This is a genomic window from Streptomyces tsukubensis (assembly GCF_003932715.1).
In the GTDB taxonomy this organism is placed as follows: domain Bacteria; phylum Actinomycetota; class Actinomycetes; order Streptomycetales; family Streptomycetaceae; genus Streptomyces; species Streptomyces tsukubensis.
Genome location: NZ_CP020700.1, coordinates 4194623 through 4210079, shown reverse-complemented (window position 1 = coordinate 4210079; position 15457 = coordinate 4194623). Strand labels below are relative to the sequence as shown.

Below are 15457 nucleotides of genomic sequence, written 5' to 3'. Positions count from 1 at the left end.
TTGCGGGGTGGGGGGTGGCGTGGGGTGGAGTCGAGCGCGGCTGGGCCCGGGGCGAGGGCCGCGGTCTTTCCGGTGCCGCTACGAGCGGCGGAAGAACGTACGGAGGGAGAAGACCCGGCGCCGGTGGGCGACCGGCCGGGAGAGCGAGTTCGCCAGCCGTCCGACCATGTCGTCGCTGGTCACGTCCCTGGCCATGCGCGGGATGAGGGAGGCGCCGAACTCGGCGACCCGCTCGTCGTGCGTGTCGTACTGGGCCCGGGCCTGGACCGTGTCGGAGGAGAGCACCCGTTTGATCAGCGAGGTGTCGAACACCGGCAGCAGCAGCCGCAGCTGCTCCGCGTCCAGGCTGGTGCCGTGGTCGAACCATTCGTGGCACAGCTCGTGCAGGATCACGTGCTGGGTTTGGTACGCGGTGGGGCGACGCCGGTAGAGGACGTAACTGGTGGTGCCGGATTTCAGCCGCAGACCACAGGCCGCGTTGACGCGCGCCAGTCGTTCGGGCAGCTCTTGGAGGACGATGGTCCGGCCGCGGGCCGCCTCCATGTTCGCCACCAGGCCTTCGACGGTGAAGGGCGCAGGTATGGGAAGGTCAGCCAGTCCGGCTTCACACTCTTTGCGCAGTTCACGCAGGGACATTGAGGCCTCTTGGTCGTCATCACGCGTGTATCACAAGCGGTCGGCGATTTTAGCCAACGCCAGTCACGCACACGGAGTCCGCTTCCGCTAGGTCGTGTCCGGATCACCGTCCTCCGCGCCCTCGGTCCGCTGTCTGGCCTTGGTGTCCGCCAGCAGGGAGAGGGCGAACTCCAGCAGCTCCACCGGCAGCCCGTCGTCGTCGACGCCCCGGCCCGCCACGCCCGCGATCTCACCGGTACGGCGTCTGGCGAGGAACTGGAGCCCGGCGACCACGTCGCCGACGACCTCCGACTCCTCCTTGAAGAACCGCCAGTCCACGCCGAAGCCCAGCCCGAGCGCCTTGAGGATCTCCTCGGAGGGCTGGGTGACCTTGCCGGCCAGGATGTTGGAGAAGTAGCTGTGGGAGAGGGAACCGCCGCGCTCCTTGACGAGCTCGGCGAAGGTCCGCCCGGACACCTTCTGGCCCGGGAAGGTCTTCTCCAGCATGTACTCGACCTTCTGCTGCAGCGAATGCAGTTCGGGTACGTGTTCTTCGCCGATGTCCATCCGGTTACCTACGTTCACCTCATGCACCGGGGCAAGTGTCCGGCTTGCACAAACACTCTACGCCACTGTTAACTACAAAAAACACGGCCAGGGGGCCACCGGGGAGTCCCCTGTCCGTGTGGACAACTCCCGCGCGCCGACTCCGCCCGGCGCCGATTCGGCCGGACTATGGGTGTAGCCCTTCGCGACGGGGGATGCGCGAAGGGCTACACCCGTGCAGTATGCCAGCCGCTCGGCAACCCTTCCACAGCGCACCTCTGACGCTCTGCGGCTTTCCTTGGGCCGAAATGCCGCAGCACGCTGGCCGTCCGCCCCGGGCCAAAGCATGGCCATTGGCAATGAGGCGGCACCCCCGGTCTGCAGAACGATCATGCGGGGGCTCACGCCACGTCGTCGTCCTCCAGGGGCAGGGAGTCGTCGCCCTGGATGTTGCGCCGGAGGTTCTCCAGGTCCGTCTGAAGTTCCAGAAGCGTCTGGCGGAGGCTGCCGAAGGAGGCGGCTTCCATCACCGGGGGCCAGCTGCCAGCCGTACGGTCGATATCGGTCAGTCCGTCCAGCGCGTACTGGGCGCTCTCCAAGGCGTTGCGCAGAGTGCGCTGGAACCCTTCAGCGCGACGGGCGGCAGGAACAGGGGCACTCAACTGGTCCGCCGACGGCTCGGCGGCGGGGGATACGTCAGTTTCCGCCGGATCGCTCTCCTCTCGGAGACCGGCCGGCAGCACAGGCATCATCGGCAACGGCGACTGGCGGAATTGCTGCGCCTTCCACGCGCTCTCGGCGCGCTGAGGGTCGGAAGCCCAGACCACGTCCCATTCCAGCAGGCGTACGGGCACGCCGTGCTCGTCTCGCGCGATCTTGTCGGGATGGGTCACGTCCACCTTGAGATGGACATACGGGGTGCCCTCCTGATGGCTCCGGTCCCGGCGGATGAGCTGCCGCAGCACCTGGGCGTTCTCCGGAAGGGCGTCGTGCCGGAATCGGTTGGCAGCAAGGGCGAGGGTCCACAGACCCAGTTCATTGCCCGGGGCCGATAGCCCTTCGACGATCTTGGGGACATCGGCCCGGAACGGCACCCCGCCCTTCTCCTTGGCTGCCAGCAGGGAAGAACCCACGTTCCGGGTGAGAAGCTTGTCCGCGATCAGCGCTATGCCTCCGGCGACTGCAAGGGTGCAGCGGGCGTCCAGATCTCCGTCCATCGCCGGCTGGACCAACTCGGTGAAATCATCTGTCAGGACCGGATCCCATTCCTTGAGTACGTCCCCGGTCAGCACACCACCATTACCCCAGGCATTGCGGGCCTGCTTGGAGACGGCCTTCTTCGCATTGCGCCAAGGACGGTCCAAGATAGGGCCCAGCATGTCGGCAAAGCCCTTGGCACTCATCCGGGAACCACCCTTGATGATCTTCGCCTGATCTTTGAGCCGTCCGAAGACCTGAGGCCTGGTGAGCCCGTGAACGACCTGGACACCACGCCACAGTGCAGTACCCGGAAGCCGGTCGTCGCCGTACTCCTTCGGCAGGTCCTCCGGGCCGATGCGTCCGACGGCCATACCGTAGACGACTTGGAGGTCCTCCTTCGGTACTTCCAGATCGTCGATCTGAATCAGTCGTTTGAGTGCCCGGGTGGCCACCTCGACATTCTGGGCAGCCGTGTCCCACGCCTTGAACTCGACATGGACACTGGCCAGAATCGAGCGCATGGCGTCGTCGAAGACGTCTTCGGGAGCCAGCAGACGCTCCAGATGTCCCTCAATGCCCACGGCGATATCCGCCGGCACCACAAAGGTCTGACCGATGGGGACAGAGCGTTCGGCGTCGTCCTCGGCCGTGGCCCGCTGGAACTCCCCGGTCAGTGCATTGCGGTGCGCCTGCCGGTGCGCGGCCAGCCGCTCCCCAAGGCTCGCACCACCGGCCGGTTCGGCCGGTGTGTCTCCGAACAGCGACTCCACTACGAGATCGGCTGCCTTGCCGGCCTCGGCGTCCGGTCCGGCCAGCACAGCCCAGGCGCTGGCCAGTCGGGTGATGCCGTCCCGTACCACCAGGGCGTAAAAGGGCTCGGCACCGTCTTCGAAAGTGAACTCCACCGGGTGGGTGATGAGGGGGCGAGTCACCTTTCGCCCCAGGATCGAGACGGCATAGCTGTTGATCGCCAGGGTGCCGTGGATCGTTTGCCGGACATGGTCTTTCAGATGCCGAAGACTCTGGTACCGGTATCGCACGGCAGCACACGGAAGACCACCCTCGGTCATGCCCGTTACCTGCGGGTCCGGAACGTCCAGCACTTCCATCCCGGTACGAGGCTGGATACCCGGCAGCAGTTCGCTGAGCCAGACACGGCTACTGAACGTTCGAAGGGTTGCCCCCTCGACGTTCTCCTCCTTGAGAAGTCCGTTCTCCTGCTCAGTCGCCGCCAGCAGACCCGCGACACCTCTGGCACCGACCACCCCACGCGCCACGGTCTGCCAGGCGTCAGCCGGAAGGCGGGTCAGGGGATTGGCGAGGCCGGCCTCAGCCAGCTCCATCCGGGCGGATTCCGGGGGTGGTTCAGGCAAGGAACGCGCAGGGTTCGAGACCGCCACGGTCTCGTTCCTCCAGTCGACGGACAGGGATCGGTGAGGTGGGTGGAACATCTGTTCTCCGGTCTGCACTGTGGATACGACGGATCTCAGCGGGGACGTCCGCCGATCCGAGGAACCCAAATATGGCCAAAATCGGATAAATAAAGATCATTCTGGCATGTCATGAAATTGAAGCTTTCAAGCGGACTTGACTGAGCCTTCTCAGGCAAACCCCCGAAGGTCCCCCTCCGGGGGTCGAGGCCGGAGCGTGGGATCCCATCGCGATGGAGAGCACGTCGCGAACTGTCGAGTTGCGCGCATCACTTCGCATTGCCGGACACCTTTAGGCCACACCCCAGGGCGGCGATGCGTGCAGCGACCTTAACGCCGCCACCCCTCCCATGGAATGATTGTCGGATATTGATAGATTCCTTTCGACGGCTGATCTTTCAGGCTTCTTTTGCACTAGGTCAAGTAGCGCTCAGCCTCGGGGAACCGCTCAAAAAGAGTCGGAAGAACTGGTGTTCCCATCTTCTCCATCATGGCAACGGCACCGGCGATCGCGAGCGCCTCACCGAGCGGACTGGCTTTCTTGACGACAAAGACGTACTCGGTCTCGGAAGTCGGAAGCCGTCGAGGCAAGGTCATCAACCCGAGGCCGTCCAGCGCCTGGCTGATCTGCTGGCATAGATCCACACTGAGCCGGGCCCGCTCCGGCGCGGCGTAACGCTTGATGAAGCGCATCGACAACCGCTTGATCCCGTGATCGACTTCCACGGCATGGGCAATAACGGTGAAGTCCATAATTTTGTTACTAGCTGAGTTGTGCCGTCAGAGTCAAAGGTTCTGACGGTGGCACGGAGAAGCCGGTATCATCCCGCCACTCACAGAATGCACAGGGCATGACAAAGCCTCCCTCGGGGCCTCGACTCATACCCCAGAGGCGAACTCGGCCGATGCGGATAGCGATGTGTGGGCGAGGTGAGGATTCGGCCAAACACTGACGCCGGGCTTGCCATCGCAACGAGGACGCATGTTCCACTGGGAGACAGCGGGTACGGCTGTGGCTGATCTGCTCTCCTGCCCCGCACCGACCCACTGGTGTCGGCGGACCTGACCATCACCTCGACGACACGGTCCCGGGCCCGGCCTTCTCAAAGCCGGGCGGCCTGCCGCAACGGCCCGTTTCCGGCCCGAGTTCGCATCCCGACCCCCTTGCCCCAAGCCAGCTTTCCGAGTGCATGTCTCGAAGTTCCCTTCGCAAATGCCGAGAACAACGATTTCCGGCATCATCCTGCCGTTCCCAGGAGCTGTTTTGATCAACTCGGTCGACATGTTCGAACATATCGGGCAAAACGAAGAAGTGGCGGTGACCGGGGGAGCCGGTTTCATCGGACGCCATCTGGTTGCAGTCCTTGGCCGTCTCGGCAAGAGAATCACCGTCGTCGACCTGGCCGAACTACCGGACGGCTTAGCACGGTTACCCGGTGTTCGCCAGGTCCGGGCCGATCTCCGGGACTACGGCGAGACCCTGCTCGCCCTCCAAGGCGCCGACGTCGTCTTCCATCTCGCCGGGAACGCCAGCGGGACCGTGTCCGTGGAGCGGCCCCGGCACGACTTCCAGCTCAATGCCCTGGGCACCTGCAACGTCGGGAACGCCTGTCTCGAACTCGGGGTCCGGAAGCTGGTGCACCTCTCCTCCGCCATCGTGTACGGCACACCGCGGTACGCGCCGATGGACGAGGAGCACCCCACCCGGCCGTTCCTGCCCTACGGCGCCTCCAAGCTCTCCGGCGAACTCACCCTGCTGAGCCTCTGGCACTCCGGCGGACTTCCCGTCGTCATCGGGCGGCCCTTCGTGGTCTACGGGCCCGGTGAACATCCGGAGCACGCGGGCGGCGAGGTGTCGCAGTTCCTGCGGTGGCATCTCAACGGGCTGCCGATCCCGGTGGTCGGCGACATCGACCTGAAGACGCGGGACTTCGTCCATGTCGACGACGTGTGCCGGGCGCTGCTCGCGCTCGCCGACCGGGGCGGGGACGGCGAGGTCTACAACCTGGGCAGCGGCTCCGGGGTGTCCATGCGTGAACTGGCGGACGCGGTGGGGCGGGCCACCGGGCGGCCCGCGCTGCTGGAGGCCGATACGAGCAGTACGGAGGACAGCTTCGCCCTGGTCGCGGACGTCTCCAAGCTGACCGCTCTCGGCTGCACCGCCGGGATCGGTCTCGCCCGGGGCCTGTCCGATCTCGCCGCCGTGCTGGGCCGGGAGCCCGAACTGCCCTCCGCGAAGGCCGTGTTCCGGCGGGCCCGGCCGGCCCGCCGGCGGCTGACGGAGGACCCCATGGCCCCGGTTCGGTCCGGACCGGGGGCCCGGTCCGTCGCGGCGGTCTCCGCCGAGGGGCCCGGCGCCGCCCGTACCGATCCCGCGTCCGCCCCCGACCCGGCCGGGACTCCCCCGTGCTAGCCGTCGACGGCGGTCCCCGGCTCCTCCCCGAAGGCACCGTCGCGCCCTGGCCGTACATCACGGACGAGGACCGGCGGGCCGTCGGCCGGGCGCTGGATGCGGCGACGCCCTGGCACTGGCCCATGCGGGCCGTGCAGGAGCTGGAGGAGGCGTGGGCGGCGTACACCTCCATGCCGTACGTCGTCGCCGCCAACTCCGGTACGGCCGCCCTGCACATGGCGATCGCCGCCGCGGGCGTCGAGCCCGGCGACGAGGTGATCGTGCCCGCCGACACCTTCCTGGCCTCGGCGTCCTGCGTCCTCCAGGCCAATGCGGTGCCCGTCTTCGCCGATACCGATCCCGAAACCTTCAATGTCGACCCCGCCCTGGTCGAGGCGCGCATCACCGGCCGTACGCGCGCCATCGTCGCCGTCGACCTCAACGGGCTGCCCGCCGACTACGACGCCCTGAGCGCTGTCGCAGAACGTCACGGCCTGCCTCTGATCGAAGACGCGGCCCAGGCGCACGGTGCCACCTACCGGGGCCGGGCGGTGGGGGCGCTCGGCACCATGAGCGGCGCCAGCCTCAACGGGTCGAAGACGCTTTCGGCGCTCGGCGAGGGCGGGCTGTTCGCGACGCGCGACGAGGAGCAGTACGCGCTCGCCCGGCGGGTGCTGATGTTCGGCGAGGAACTGCCGGGCCGGGACCGCGACTACAACGCCCGCATCATGGGCTGGAACTACCGCATCGACGTGCTCGCCGCGGCCTTCGCCCGCTCCCAGCTCCGGCGCCTCCCGGAGATGACCCGGGTCCGCGAGGCCAACGGCGCGGCTCTCACCGCGGCGCTGGCGGGGGTGCCGGGCATCAGGCCGCCGGGCGTTCCCGAAGGCCGTACCCATGTCTACTTCTTCTATCCGCTGCTCGTGATGCCGGAGGAGCTGGGGCTCGACCCGGCCGATGTGCCCGTGGCGGCGTTCCGCGACGCGCTCGCGGCGGCCGTGAACGCGGAGGGCCTCGGCATCATGCGCTGGCAGCCGCAGCCGGTCCCGGCGCAAACCCTCTTCCAGGAGCTGCGCGGATACGGCCGGGGCTGCCCCTGGTCCTGCGGTCACGCCGCCGCGGGGCACGCCTACCGCCCGGAGGAGTATCCGGTCGCCGAGGAGATCTGCCGGCGCAGGCTGGTCCTCGGCCAGAGCTTCAGCTCCCTGGGCCCGCCGAACGGCGAACGCACCATGCGGCGCTACGCCGATGTCTTCCACAAGGTCCTGGTGGAGGAGCGGGAGGCGCTGATCGCGCTGGCGCGGCGCGGGGCGGTGATCGACGGGGGCCGATAGAAGTAGTAAGGGCCGGGAGGGGTACGCGGGGGGAGGGCCGGGGCCCGGCCGGGCCTTCGGTTGCTGCACAGGAAGGAACGGCGCGTCGATGGGGAAGAAGCTGTACGGGGCGGACGACCCTGCTCTCGAAACGGGGGTACGCGGCACGGGGGACCGGCCCGCCGCCCCGGTGCTGCCCCGGCCGAGAGCGGCCCGGCTGGCCGTGAGCACGATCTTCTTCGTCACCGGGGCCGCCTTCGCCACTTGGGCCGCCCGGGTCCCCGCCGTCCAGGACCGCCTCGACCTCTCCGCCGGTCAGCTCGCGGTCGCCCTGGTCGGGCTCAGCAGCGGCGCCTTCCTCGGACTGCCGCTCGTGGGCGGCCTGGTGGCCCGGTACGGCAGCCGTACGGTGCTCTGCGCCGGCATGGCCGGATATCTGGCCGCGCTGGCGGCCCTGGCCTTCGTGCCGGGACTCGCCGCGCTCACCGTGGTGCTGGCCCTGTTCGCCTGCGGCAACACCGCGGTCGACGTGGCCATGAACACCCAGGGCGTGCTGGTGGAGCGGGCGTACGGGCGGCCGGTTCTCGGCGGCTTCCACGCCATGTTCAGCCTCGGCGGCATCGTGGGCGCGGGTGCGGGGGCACTCGTGGCCTGGGCCGGTATCGGCACCGGACCGCATTTCGCCGTCACCGCGGTGGTGCTGTGCGCGGTGGCGGGCGTCGCGGTCACCGCGCTGGTGCCGGAACCGCGGCGGACGGCCGCTTCCGGCGGCGGGTCCGGACCGCTGCTCGCCCTGCCGGGCCCCGGTCTGTGGATCCCCGGTCTCATCGCCTTCTGCGCGCTGATGGGCGAGGGTGTCGTCAACGACTGGGGCGCGGTCTATCTCCACGAGGTGGCGGACGCGGCCGTGGGTGCGGCGGGTGCGGGCTTCGCCGTCTTCTCCGCCGGGATGGTGATCGGCCGGCTGACGGCGGACCGGGTCCGCCCCCGGGTGGGGACGACCGGCTTCCTGCTGGGCTGCGCGGTGGTGGCCGGGGCCGGGGCGCTGGTCCCGATCGTCTCCCCCACGGTCCCCGCCGGGCTGTTCGGCTACGGTCTGCTGGGCCTCGGCCTGGCCGCCGTCGTCCCGGTGGTCTTCAGTCATGCGGCCGATCTCCGTCCCGACCGCCCCGGCCCGTCCATCGCCGCCGTCTCCGCGGTCGGCTACGTCGGCTTCCTGGCCGGTCCGCCCGTCATCGGCTTCGTCGCGGAGGCGACGGACCTGCGGGTGGCGATGCTGGTGCTCCCGGCGCTCATGGCCGTCCTGGCCGTACTCGCAACACGCCTGCGCAGGGCCTGAGTCGGCATGGATCCGCCGGTTCGGGCCCCGTCCGGCGGAGTTGGGGAACAGGCGTCCGGCGGGGTATAGTGATCTTGCGATCGCGCACCGGGAAACCGGAAGCGGACGACATGCGTTGGTGGTCCAAGGAAAGACACCCCACTTCCCGTGGGGGGATGCAGGTGCAAGGCCTGCCCAGCGCTCCATCAGGCCCCGGCCTCCGTCACGGAGGCCGGGGTTCTTTGCGTACGAGGGGTACGGGCGCCCTCGTACGGGCCGTTCGGTACGCGGCGGTCCCCGCCGGAGACCCTGGTAGCCGGGTCCGTACGGGAGCTCCGCCTGAGGCCCGGGCCGCGCCGCCCGGGCCGTACGGCTGCGAAAGAGGTCGGGCCGGGGTCAGGCGTCCGCGCCGGACTCCGCGGGTTCCGCGGACGCGGCGCGGCGGGGCGTACGGCGGTCGAAGGACGTCAGATGTGCCACGACGCTGCCGTAGAACCGGTCCACGGCATCGTCGACGCTCCGGATGAAGCCGGATTCCGTCGCGCCGCGGGTACCGCCCATGCCCTTGAAGAGCGACAGCCGGAACCCGGCGATCGGGGCGCCGTCCCTGGGCAGCAGATCGCCCGGCTCGGGGCGCAGCCGCTCCAGCGTGCCCCGGGGCCCGTTGCCCTCGTCCACCAGCGTCTCGACGTGGAGGTCCGCCGGGGCCTCCGCCAGGGACCGGACCAGACGCTTGGCCGAGGCGAGCGGATAGCCGCCCTCGGGCGTCGGGACGTCGACGGACGTCCGCAGTTTGGCGGTCCGCAGATCGGCCGTGATCGTGAAGACGCCCGGTGTGCCGTCGATGCGCAGTTCCGCGGTGAGCCGGCCGTCCGTGCACAGCCGGTCGGCGAGCTCGGCCCGCCGGGCGGTCGGGTCGGCACCGCGCTTGGTGCGCTGGACGGGCAGGGCCTTCTGGCCCAGTTCGCCGCCGAGCCGGAGGCAGACCTGACGGACGAGCTGCTCCCAGCTCTCCACGACCCGGACGGCGCGCGGATCACCCTGGGAGAGGGTCTCCGCCTCGATGCCGTTGCGGACGGGGACCCAGGCGGGGCCCATGTTCTGGAAGCCGTGGCAGCCGGAGTTCTCGTGCTGCAGATAGTGCAGCAGTTCCTGGAGCAGCCAGGCGTGCGCGGCGTTGCCGACGCCTTCGTGGCGGATCAGCATCTGCGCCTGGTGCGCCACTTCCGCCCAGGACAGATGCCACAGGGTCACCTTGTGCTTGCGGCGCCCGTCGACCTTCACCTCGACCAGCGGAACACCGTCGAGGGCGACTTCGTTCGAGAGGGTGATCACGGCCTCGTAGCCGCGGCGGGCGGCGATGTCCATATAGTCCTGGACCTGTTCGGCCTTGAGCGGATTGCCGTTGGTCTTCGTCTCGACCAGCGCCGTCCACAGCTTCCCGGCGCGCTCGACACGGATCACCCCGTCCGGGCGGCGCGGGGTATCACCGTGTGGCAGGGACACCTCGGTGAAGGTCTGCATCCGCCCGGCCGGCGCGCCGAACGCCGCCGTGAGGCGCCGGCCGAACTCCGGCACCTGCGCCATCACCGACAGCAGCACCGAAGTGGCGCGCAGCTCCCGCTCCTTGTCGCTTCTGAGCGTCGGTACGGGGAAGAGCCGGGCGGTCCGCCAGGCGTCGTTCTCGGCGAGGGACTTCTTGGCCACCTTCGGCAGCGTGACCTTCTTCTTGACCGTCCTGGTGGCGCGGGGGCGGGCCGGGCGGTCGGCGGAGGCGGGGGCCGCCTCGGGGGCGGGCCGGGCGGAAGAAGTCGACGGGGCGCCGGTGGCGGAGGCCGGCCGGTCCGCGGGCTCCGGGGCGGGGGCGGGGGCTTCCGCGGCGGGCTCCCGGGCGGTGCCCCCGGGCGCGGTCGCGGTCGTGGTCGCGGCTGCGGTGTCTTCGGTGGCTGCCGTGTCGTCGGTGTCTGCGGTGTCTTCGGTGTCTTCGGCTATGTCGATGCCGAAGTCGGTGGCGAGACCGGCCAGTCCGCTCTCGTACCCCTGGCCGACCGCCCGGAACTTCCACTCCTCGCCGCGCCGGTACAGCTCACCGAAGACGAACGCGGTCTCCACGCTCGCGTCGTCGATGGCGAATCCGAGCAGAACGTCCCCGCCGCGGTCGGCCAGCGTGAGCCGGATGTCGTCGAGCTGCCCGAAGCGGGCGCCTTCGTACCGGCTGGCGGCCACGACGACGCGGGCGACGTCCGGCGGTACCGCGGCGAGATCCAGGCTGATGCGGTCTTCGCTGCCGTTGGCCGTCGGTATCTTGCCCAGGAGCTGGATGCTGCCGTCGGCGGCGGCCGGGTGGTTGTAGAAGTAGAAGTCGTTGTCGCTGCGGACCTTGCCGTTGTCGTCGAGGAGGAGCACCGACACATCCGCGTCGCCGTCCCCGTCCGCACTGCTCCAGCTCAGTCCGACGACCACCGCGTCGGTGTCCTCGCTCAGCGCCGCCAGGGCGACATTGGCTCCTTTGATCATCTCTTGCATGTGGCCCCCCCGGGCGCACAGCCGCAGCGGGCACCTGCCCAAGGCAGCCGCAGTCGTCTCGTTCCGTCATATGCCGCCTACGCAGCGCGCACGCAGCCGAACCTAGCGCACGCCGGGCGGAATGGGGGAGTTACTGCGATGAAAACCGATTCCGGGGGCCGGTGCCGGGCACGGCACCGGCCCGACGGGTCCGGGGTCAGGAGTCGCAGCCGACGCCGTCGTTGTCGCGGTCGAGGTGGCGGCCGTAGCCGGGTTCGCCCCTGCTGACCGGTGCGGCGCCCGCGGCCCGGGCGGCGGTGCAGTTGGCGTAGTAGACCTCCGTGGAGACGCCGCCTCCGCCGGTGCCGCCGCCGTCCGTGCCGCCCTGGTCCGTTCCGGTGTCGCGGGCCGGAGCCGGGGGCTTCGCGGCCTTGGTCTTGATGACGGTGACCGTCGGGCCCGGCTCGACGACCGTCTTCGCGGGCTCGGGTGCGGCGGTCGCCGTCGCGGTGACGGTGGCCGTTGCGGTCACGGTCGGTCCGGGCTTCGCGGCCGATGCGCCGGGGTCCCCGGATCCGGCGGTGCTGCCGCAGCCGAAGCCCAGGAACAAGATCAGGGCGCCTCCGGCGTAGAGGCGCTTCATCCGCCACAGCGACCGTTCCGGACCCGCGGGGCCGGGCGGGGGTGGTGGTGGCGGTGGCGCCATCGCATACGGACTACTCAAGGTCCCCCCTGGTGCAGATGTTCAGATGTGCAGGTTTGCGGATGTGCGTATCTGCAGATGTGCAGATTCGGTGAGGGGACACCGTAGCGCCGTGGCGGGGGCACGGGCAGGGAGTGGAGCGAATTCGTCGGTACCGGAGTCAGTCCCGGTCCGGGTCCTGCGGCGGGCGGCGGGCGACGAACACGAACTCGCGGCCGGGGCGGTCGGGGGCGTCGCGGACCTCGTGCGCCGGGAAGCCCGTGGCCGCCAGATCGGCGGCGACCTCCTCGCGGGTGCGGAAGCGGAGGGTGGAGTCCGAGGTCAGGACCGCCCCCGTGGCCCGGAAAACACAGGTCTGACGGAAGGTCACCAGGGGGCCGTCGGCGTCCAGGACGTCGTACCAGCTCTCGACCTCCCCCCGGCCGGGAACGTCCACCACCTCGTAGCTCTCGTCCCGGTTCCAGGATTCCCAGGCGCGGCGGGCGGGGTCGCGGGTCTCGAAGACGAGCCGGCCGCCGGGGCGGAGTGCGGCCCGGGCGCCCCGGAGGGTGGCATGCCAGAGGGCGGGCGATTCGATGTCCTGGGCGACGTTCGCCGTCATGGTGATCAGGTCGAAGCCGTCGAGCGGCGGCAGGGCGGCGATGTCGCCGTGGATCCACCGGACCCGGCCGGCCCCCGGTTTGGCGCGGGCCACGTCCAGGGAGGCACCCGCGGGGTCCAGGCCCGTGACGTCGAGCCCGCGTTCCGCCAGGAGCAGGGCGAACACCCCGGTGCCGCAGCCGACGTCCAGGATCCGGCGGGCCCCGAACTCCTCGGCCATCCGGAGGTAGGCGTCGAGGTCCGAACGGTCGGCCTCCAGGGGGTCGTAGATCTCGGCCAGGACCGGATTCTCGAACTTCTCGTCAGCCATGCGTTCGACCGTAGTGGGGGATCGGGGGCCGGGCGTTTGATTTTTCGGCGGGCGGGGCCGCCCGGACGGGCGAAACCGCCGTGTTCACAGGGTGCGCGGAGGCATCGGCGCCGCAGGATGCGCGCATGCCGACACTTCGTCACCCCCGACACTCCGGGCCCGCTCAGGACTCCCGCTCCGCCTCCCGATTCGGGCGGGCCGCCCGAACCCTTGTGGTCTCCGCGGTCCTCGCCGGACAGGCCGTGCTGTTCGCCCCCGGCGCGGCCCAGGCCGCCGTCTGCTCGCCCGGGACCGGGTCCTGCGGATCCGTGGTCGTCGCCCCGCTGTCGCAGCAGCCGCCGAGCGCGGGGCCGTGCGACAGCCCCGAGCCGGTGGTCTGCCGGATCCGGGCGCAGACCCCGGAGCAGCGCGAGCAGTCGCGCGAGATCCGGATGATGTACCACGGGCTGCTCGTGGAGATGGACCGCGAGGAGTGCGCGATGCGCGCCGCGGGGGCCTCGGAGGAGGAGATCGCCCGGCGCATGGTGCAGCTGCGCAATGAGGCCAAGGAGATCACCCGGGCCGGGATGAGCCCGGACGAGGTACGCGCGCTGGAGGAGCGGAACATCGCCAAGTACGGCAATCCGCTGGGCCCGACCGCCGACCAGCTCTATGCGAAGTACGGCTCCTGGGAGGCCGTGACCGCCGCGTCGACGCGGACCAGCGTGCCGGTCGACCGGGAGCTGGGGCTCGAATACCGGGAGTGCCCCTGCGCGGTCGTCTGAAGCGACGGTTTCACGGCGGTGCGCAGGTAGCGGCGGCGCGGCGGGCGGCGGCGGGACACGCGCGCGCCACCGCCCGTACCGCGGTCACGTGATCACGAGGAACCTTCTCCCGCTCCATCCCCTTTGTCCTGCGGTGATACGGGCCCGGTGATAGCTTCCCGGCGATCACCGGAATTCCGTGGCCATGACAAAGGGCATGGTTTTCCGGCGTGCCTGTAGCGACGAGCCGGAGGTTTCCTTGAGCCAGCAGGTTCACCACGCCCCGACCCCCCGCCGCCCGATGTCCGCCCGCGCCGCGCTGATCGGGGCCGTCCTCACCCCGGCGCTGCTGCTGGGCAGTGCGACATCCGCGTCCGCCGGGGTCACCGGACCCTGGAGCACCCCCGTCGCCCTCTCCGCGACCGGTGCCGACACGGTGCACGTCGCCGAGGTCCGTACGGCCGGGAACGGCGATGTCGTCGCGGCCACGTTCCGGCAGTCACCCGGCTCCGCGCAGACGGACCTCCTGATCGCGATCCGGCCCGCGGGCAGCGCCGTCTGGGGCGCGCCGACGGTCGTGGACACCCTGCCCACCGGGACGCGCAACGCCACGCTGGTCCCGGGCCCTGACGGCTCCCTCACCCTCACCTGGGTCAAGGTCGCCGCCGCGCAGAACACCATCCGGACGGCGGCCCTCGCCCCCGGTGCCACGGCCTTCTCGGCACCGGTCGACATCGCCGCCGGAGCCGACTACATCGCCCCCTCCACCGCCGTCGGCACCGGCGGCCGGGCGGTCACCACCTGGCTCCGGCAGGGCGACCGCATCACCGATGTGTACGTCTCCGAGCGCCCGGCCGCGGGCGGCGCCTGGTCCGCGCCGGTCAAGCTGGACACCACACCGGCGGAGACCCTGGAAGGCACCCTGGAGCCGCTGGTCGCGCCCGACGGCACGGCCACCGTGCTCTGGCACGAGAACCGTGCCGACGGCTCGTCCGTCATCGCCTCCGATCTGGCCCCGGGATCCGGCACCTGGACCACGGCCCGCAGTCTGTCCGGCACGTCCGACGCAGTGGTGCCGCGGGCGGCCGTCGCCCCCGACGGCTCGGCCGTCCTGAGCTGGCTCCGCACCCCGGCGGGCGCCTTCGGGCCCGAAGCCCTCGACGTGCTCGTCCGCCCCGCGGGCAGCACCCAGTGGGGCGCGCCGCAGAAGGCCGCGGACGTCGATTCCGCGGCGGCGAGCCGGCCGCTGATCGGCCCGGACGGCCAGATCACCATGGTGTGGCGCGGCTACGGAGCGAACGGGTTCCGGATCCACGCGACCACCCGCTCCGCGGCCACCGGCACCTGGTCCCCGGCGACCACCGTGACCAACGGCTACCCGCGGGACGAGTACGACGCGGAGATCGGTCCGGACGGCTCCGTCCATGTTCTGTGGACCGAGCAGGACGACACGGGCTTCTCGCAGGTCGTCCACTACGCGGGCCGTACCGGAGGGGCGTGGAGCGCGCCTGCCGCTCTGATGGCCCAGCCGTCCGGGGTGGCCGAGGGTCATGTCGCGGGCGGCCCGGCGGGCCGGACCACGGCGGTGTGGCAGGACGCCCCCGACGCCGTCAGCGGCAAGGTGTGGAGCGCGGGCACGGGTCTGTGACGCGCTCCTGACGGAGCTGAGGTGCCGGGCCCGCGCTCGGGGGACGGGCCCGGCACCTCAAGCACCTCGGGCAGCCTGGAAGCCGCCGGAATCGTCCCGGGGGGCCGGGAAGGTACCGTATAGGGCGGATACGG

At 70.4% G+C, this 15457-nt stretch carries 12 protein-coding genes; 5 read left to right on the top strand and 7 right to left on the bottom strand.

What is annotated here, in order from left to right; translation table 11 throughout:
- Window positions 1-78 precede the first annotated feature (78 nt).
- The 4 genes from B7R87_RS17150 to B7R87_RS17135 form a co-directional block, all read right to left on the bottom strand.
- Window positions 79-636 carry a hypothetical protein gene (locus B7R87_RS17150; RefSeq protein WP_006347819.1) on the bottom strand — a complete coding sequence of 186 codons (558 nt, stop codon included), beginning with the start codon at window positions 634-636 and terminating at the stop codon, window positions 79-81.
- Window positions 637-723: 87 nt separating this feature from the next.
- On the bottom strand, window positions 724-1182 hold the full coding sequence (locus tag B7R87_RS17145) for a hypothetical protein (RefSeq protein WP_006347820.1): 459 nt from the start codon (window positions 1180-1182) through the stop codon (window positions 724-726).
- Window positions 1183-1562: 380 nt separating this feature from the next.
- Entirely contained in the window at window positions 1563-3761 is a 2199-nt protein-coding gene (locus B7R87_RS17140; protein ID WP_233168855.1) for a hypothetical protein, read from the bottom strand.
- Between the two features lie 444 nt (window positions 3762-4205).
- Window positions 4206-4544 carry a hypothetical protein gene (locus B7R87_RS17135; RefSeq protein ID WP_006347822.1) on the bottom strand — a complete coding sequence of 113 codons (339 nt, stop codon included), beginning with the start codon at window positions 4542-4544 and terminating at the stop codon, window positions 4206-4208.
- A gap of 565 nt (window positions 4545-5109) precedes the next feature.
- Here B7R87_RS17135 and B7R87_RS17130 point away from each other — a divergent pair.
- The 3 genes from B7R87_RS17130 (at window position 5110) to B7R87_RS17120 (ending at window position 8835) form a co-directional block, all read left to right on the top strand.
- Window positions 5110-6204, top strand: coding sequence for an NAD-dependent epimerase/dehydratase family protein (locus B7R87_RS17130; RefSeq protein ID WP_233168854.1), 1095 nt, complete (start codon window positions 5110-5112; stop codon window positions 6202-6204).
- A complete protein-coding gene (locus B7R87_RS17125; RefSeq protein ID WP_006347824.1) occupies window positions 6198-7517 on the top strand; it encodes a DegT/DnrJ/EryC1/StrS family aminotransferase in 1320 nt (439 codons plus the stop codon). Before B7R87_RS17130 ends, B7R87_RS17125 begins: the two co-directional genes overlap by 7 nt.
- Window positions 7518-7605: 88 nt before the next feature.
- Window positions 7606-8835 carry an MFS transporter gene (locus B7R87_RS17120; RefSeq protein ID WP_006347825.1) on the top strand — a complete coding sequence of 410 codons (1230 nt, stop codon included), beginning with the start codon at window positions 7606-7608 and terminating at the stop codon, window positions 8833-8835.
- Between the two features lie 375 nt (window positions 8836-9210).
- Here B7R87_RS17120 and B7R87_RS17115 read toward each other — a convergent pair whose 3' ends face one another.
- The 3 genes from B7R87_RS17115 to B7R87_RS17105 form a co-directional block, all read right to left on the bottom strand.
- Entirely contained in the window at window positions 9211-11340 is a 2130-nt protein-coding gene (locus B7R87_RS17115) for a TerD family protein (RefSeq protein WP_187144550.1), read from the bottom strand.
- 196 nt (window positions 11341-11536) lie between these two features.
- Window positions 11537-11962 carry an excalibur calcium-binding domain-containing protein gene (locus tag B7R87_RS17110; protein WP_006347828.1) on the bottom strand — a complete coding sequence of 142 codons (426 nt, stop codon included), beginning with the start codon at window positions 11960-11962 and terminating at the stop codon, window positions 11537-11539.
- Window positions 11963-12182: 220 nt separating this feature from the next.
- Window positions 12183-12932, bottom strand: a complete 750-nt coding sequence (locus tag B7R87_RS17105) for a class I SAM-dependent methyltransferase (RefSeq protein ID WP_006347829.1) — start codon at window positions 12930-12932, stop codon at window positions 12183-12185.
- A 125-nt stretch (window positions 12933-13057) separates the two neighbouring features.
- Between B7R87_RS17105 and B7R87_RS17100 the strand changes: the two genes are divergently transcribed.
- Window positions 13058-13696, top strand: a complete 639-nt coding sequence (locus tag B7R87_RS17100; protein ID WP_045852951.1) for a hypothetical protein — start codon at window positions 13058-13060, stop codon at window positions 13694-13696.
- Window positions 13697-13934: 238 nt separating this feature from the next.
- On the top strand, window positions 13935-15323 hold the full coding sequence (locus B7R87_RS17095; protein ID WP_130584964.1) for a hypothetical protein: 1389 nt from the start codon (window positions 13935-13937) through the stop codon (window positions 15321-15323).
- Window positions 15324-15457 lie beyond the last annotated feature (134 nt).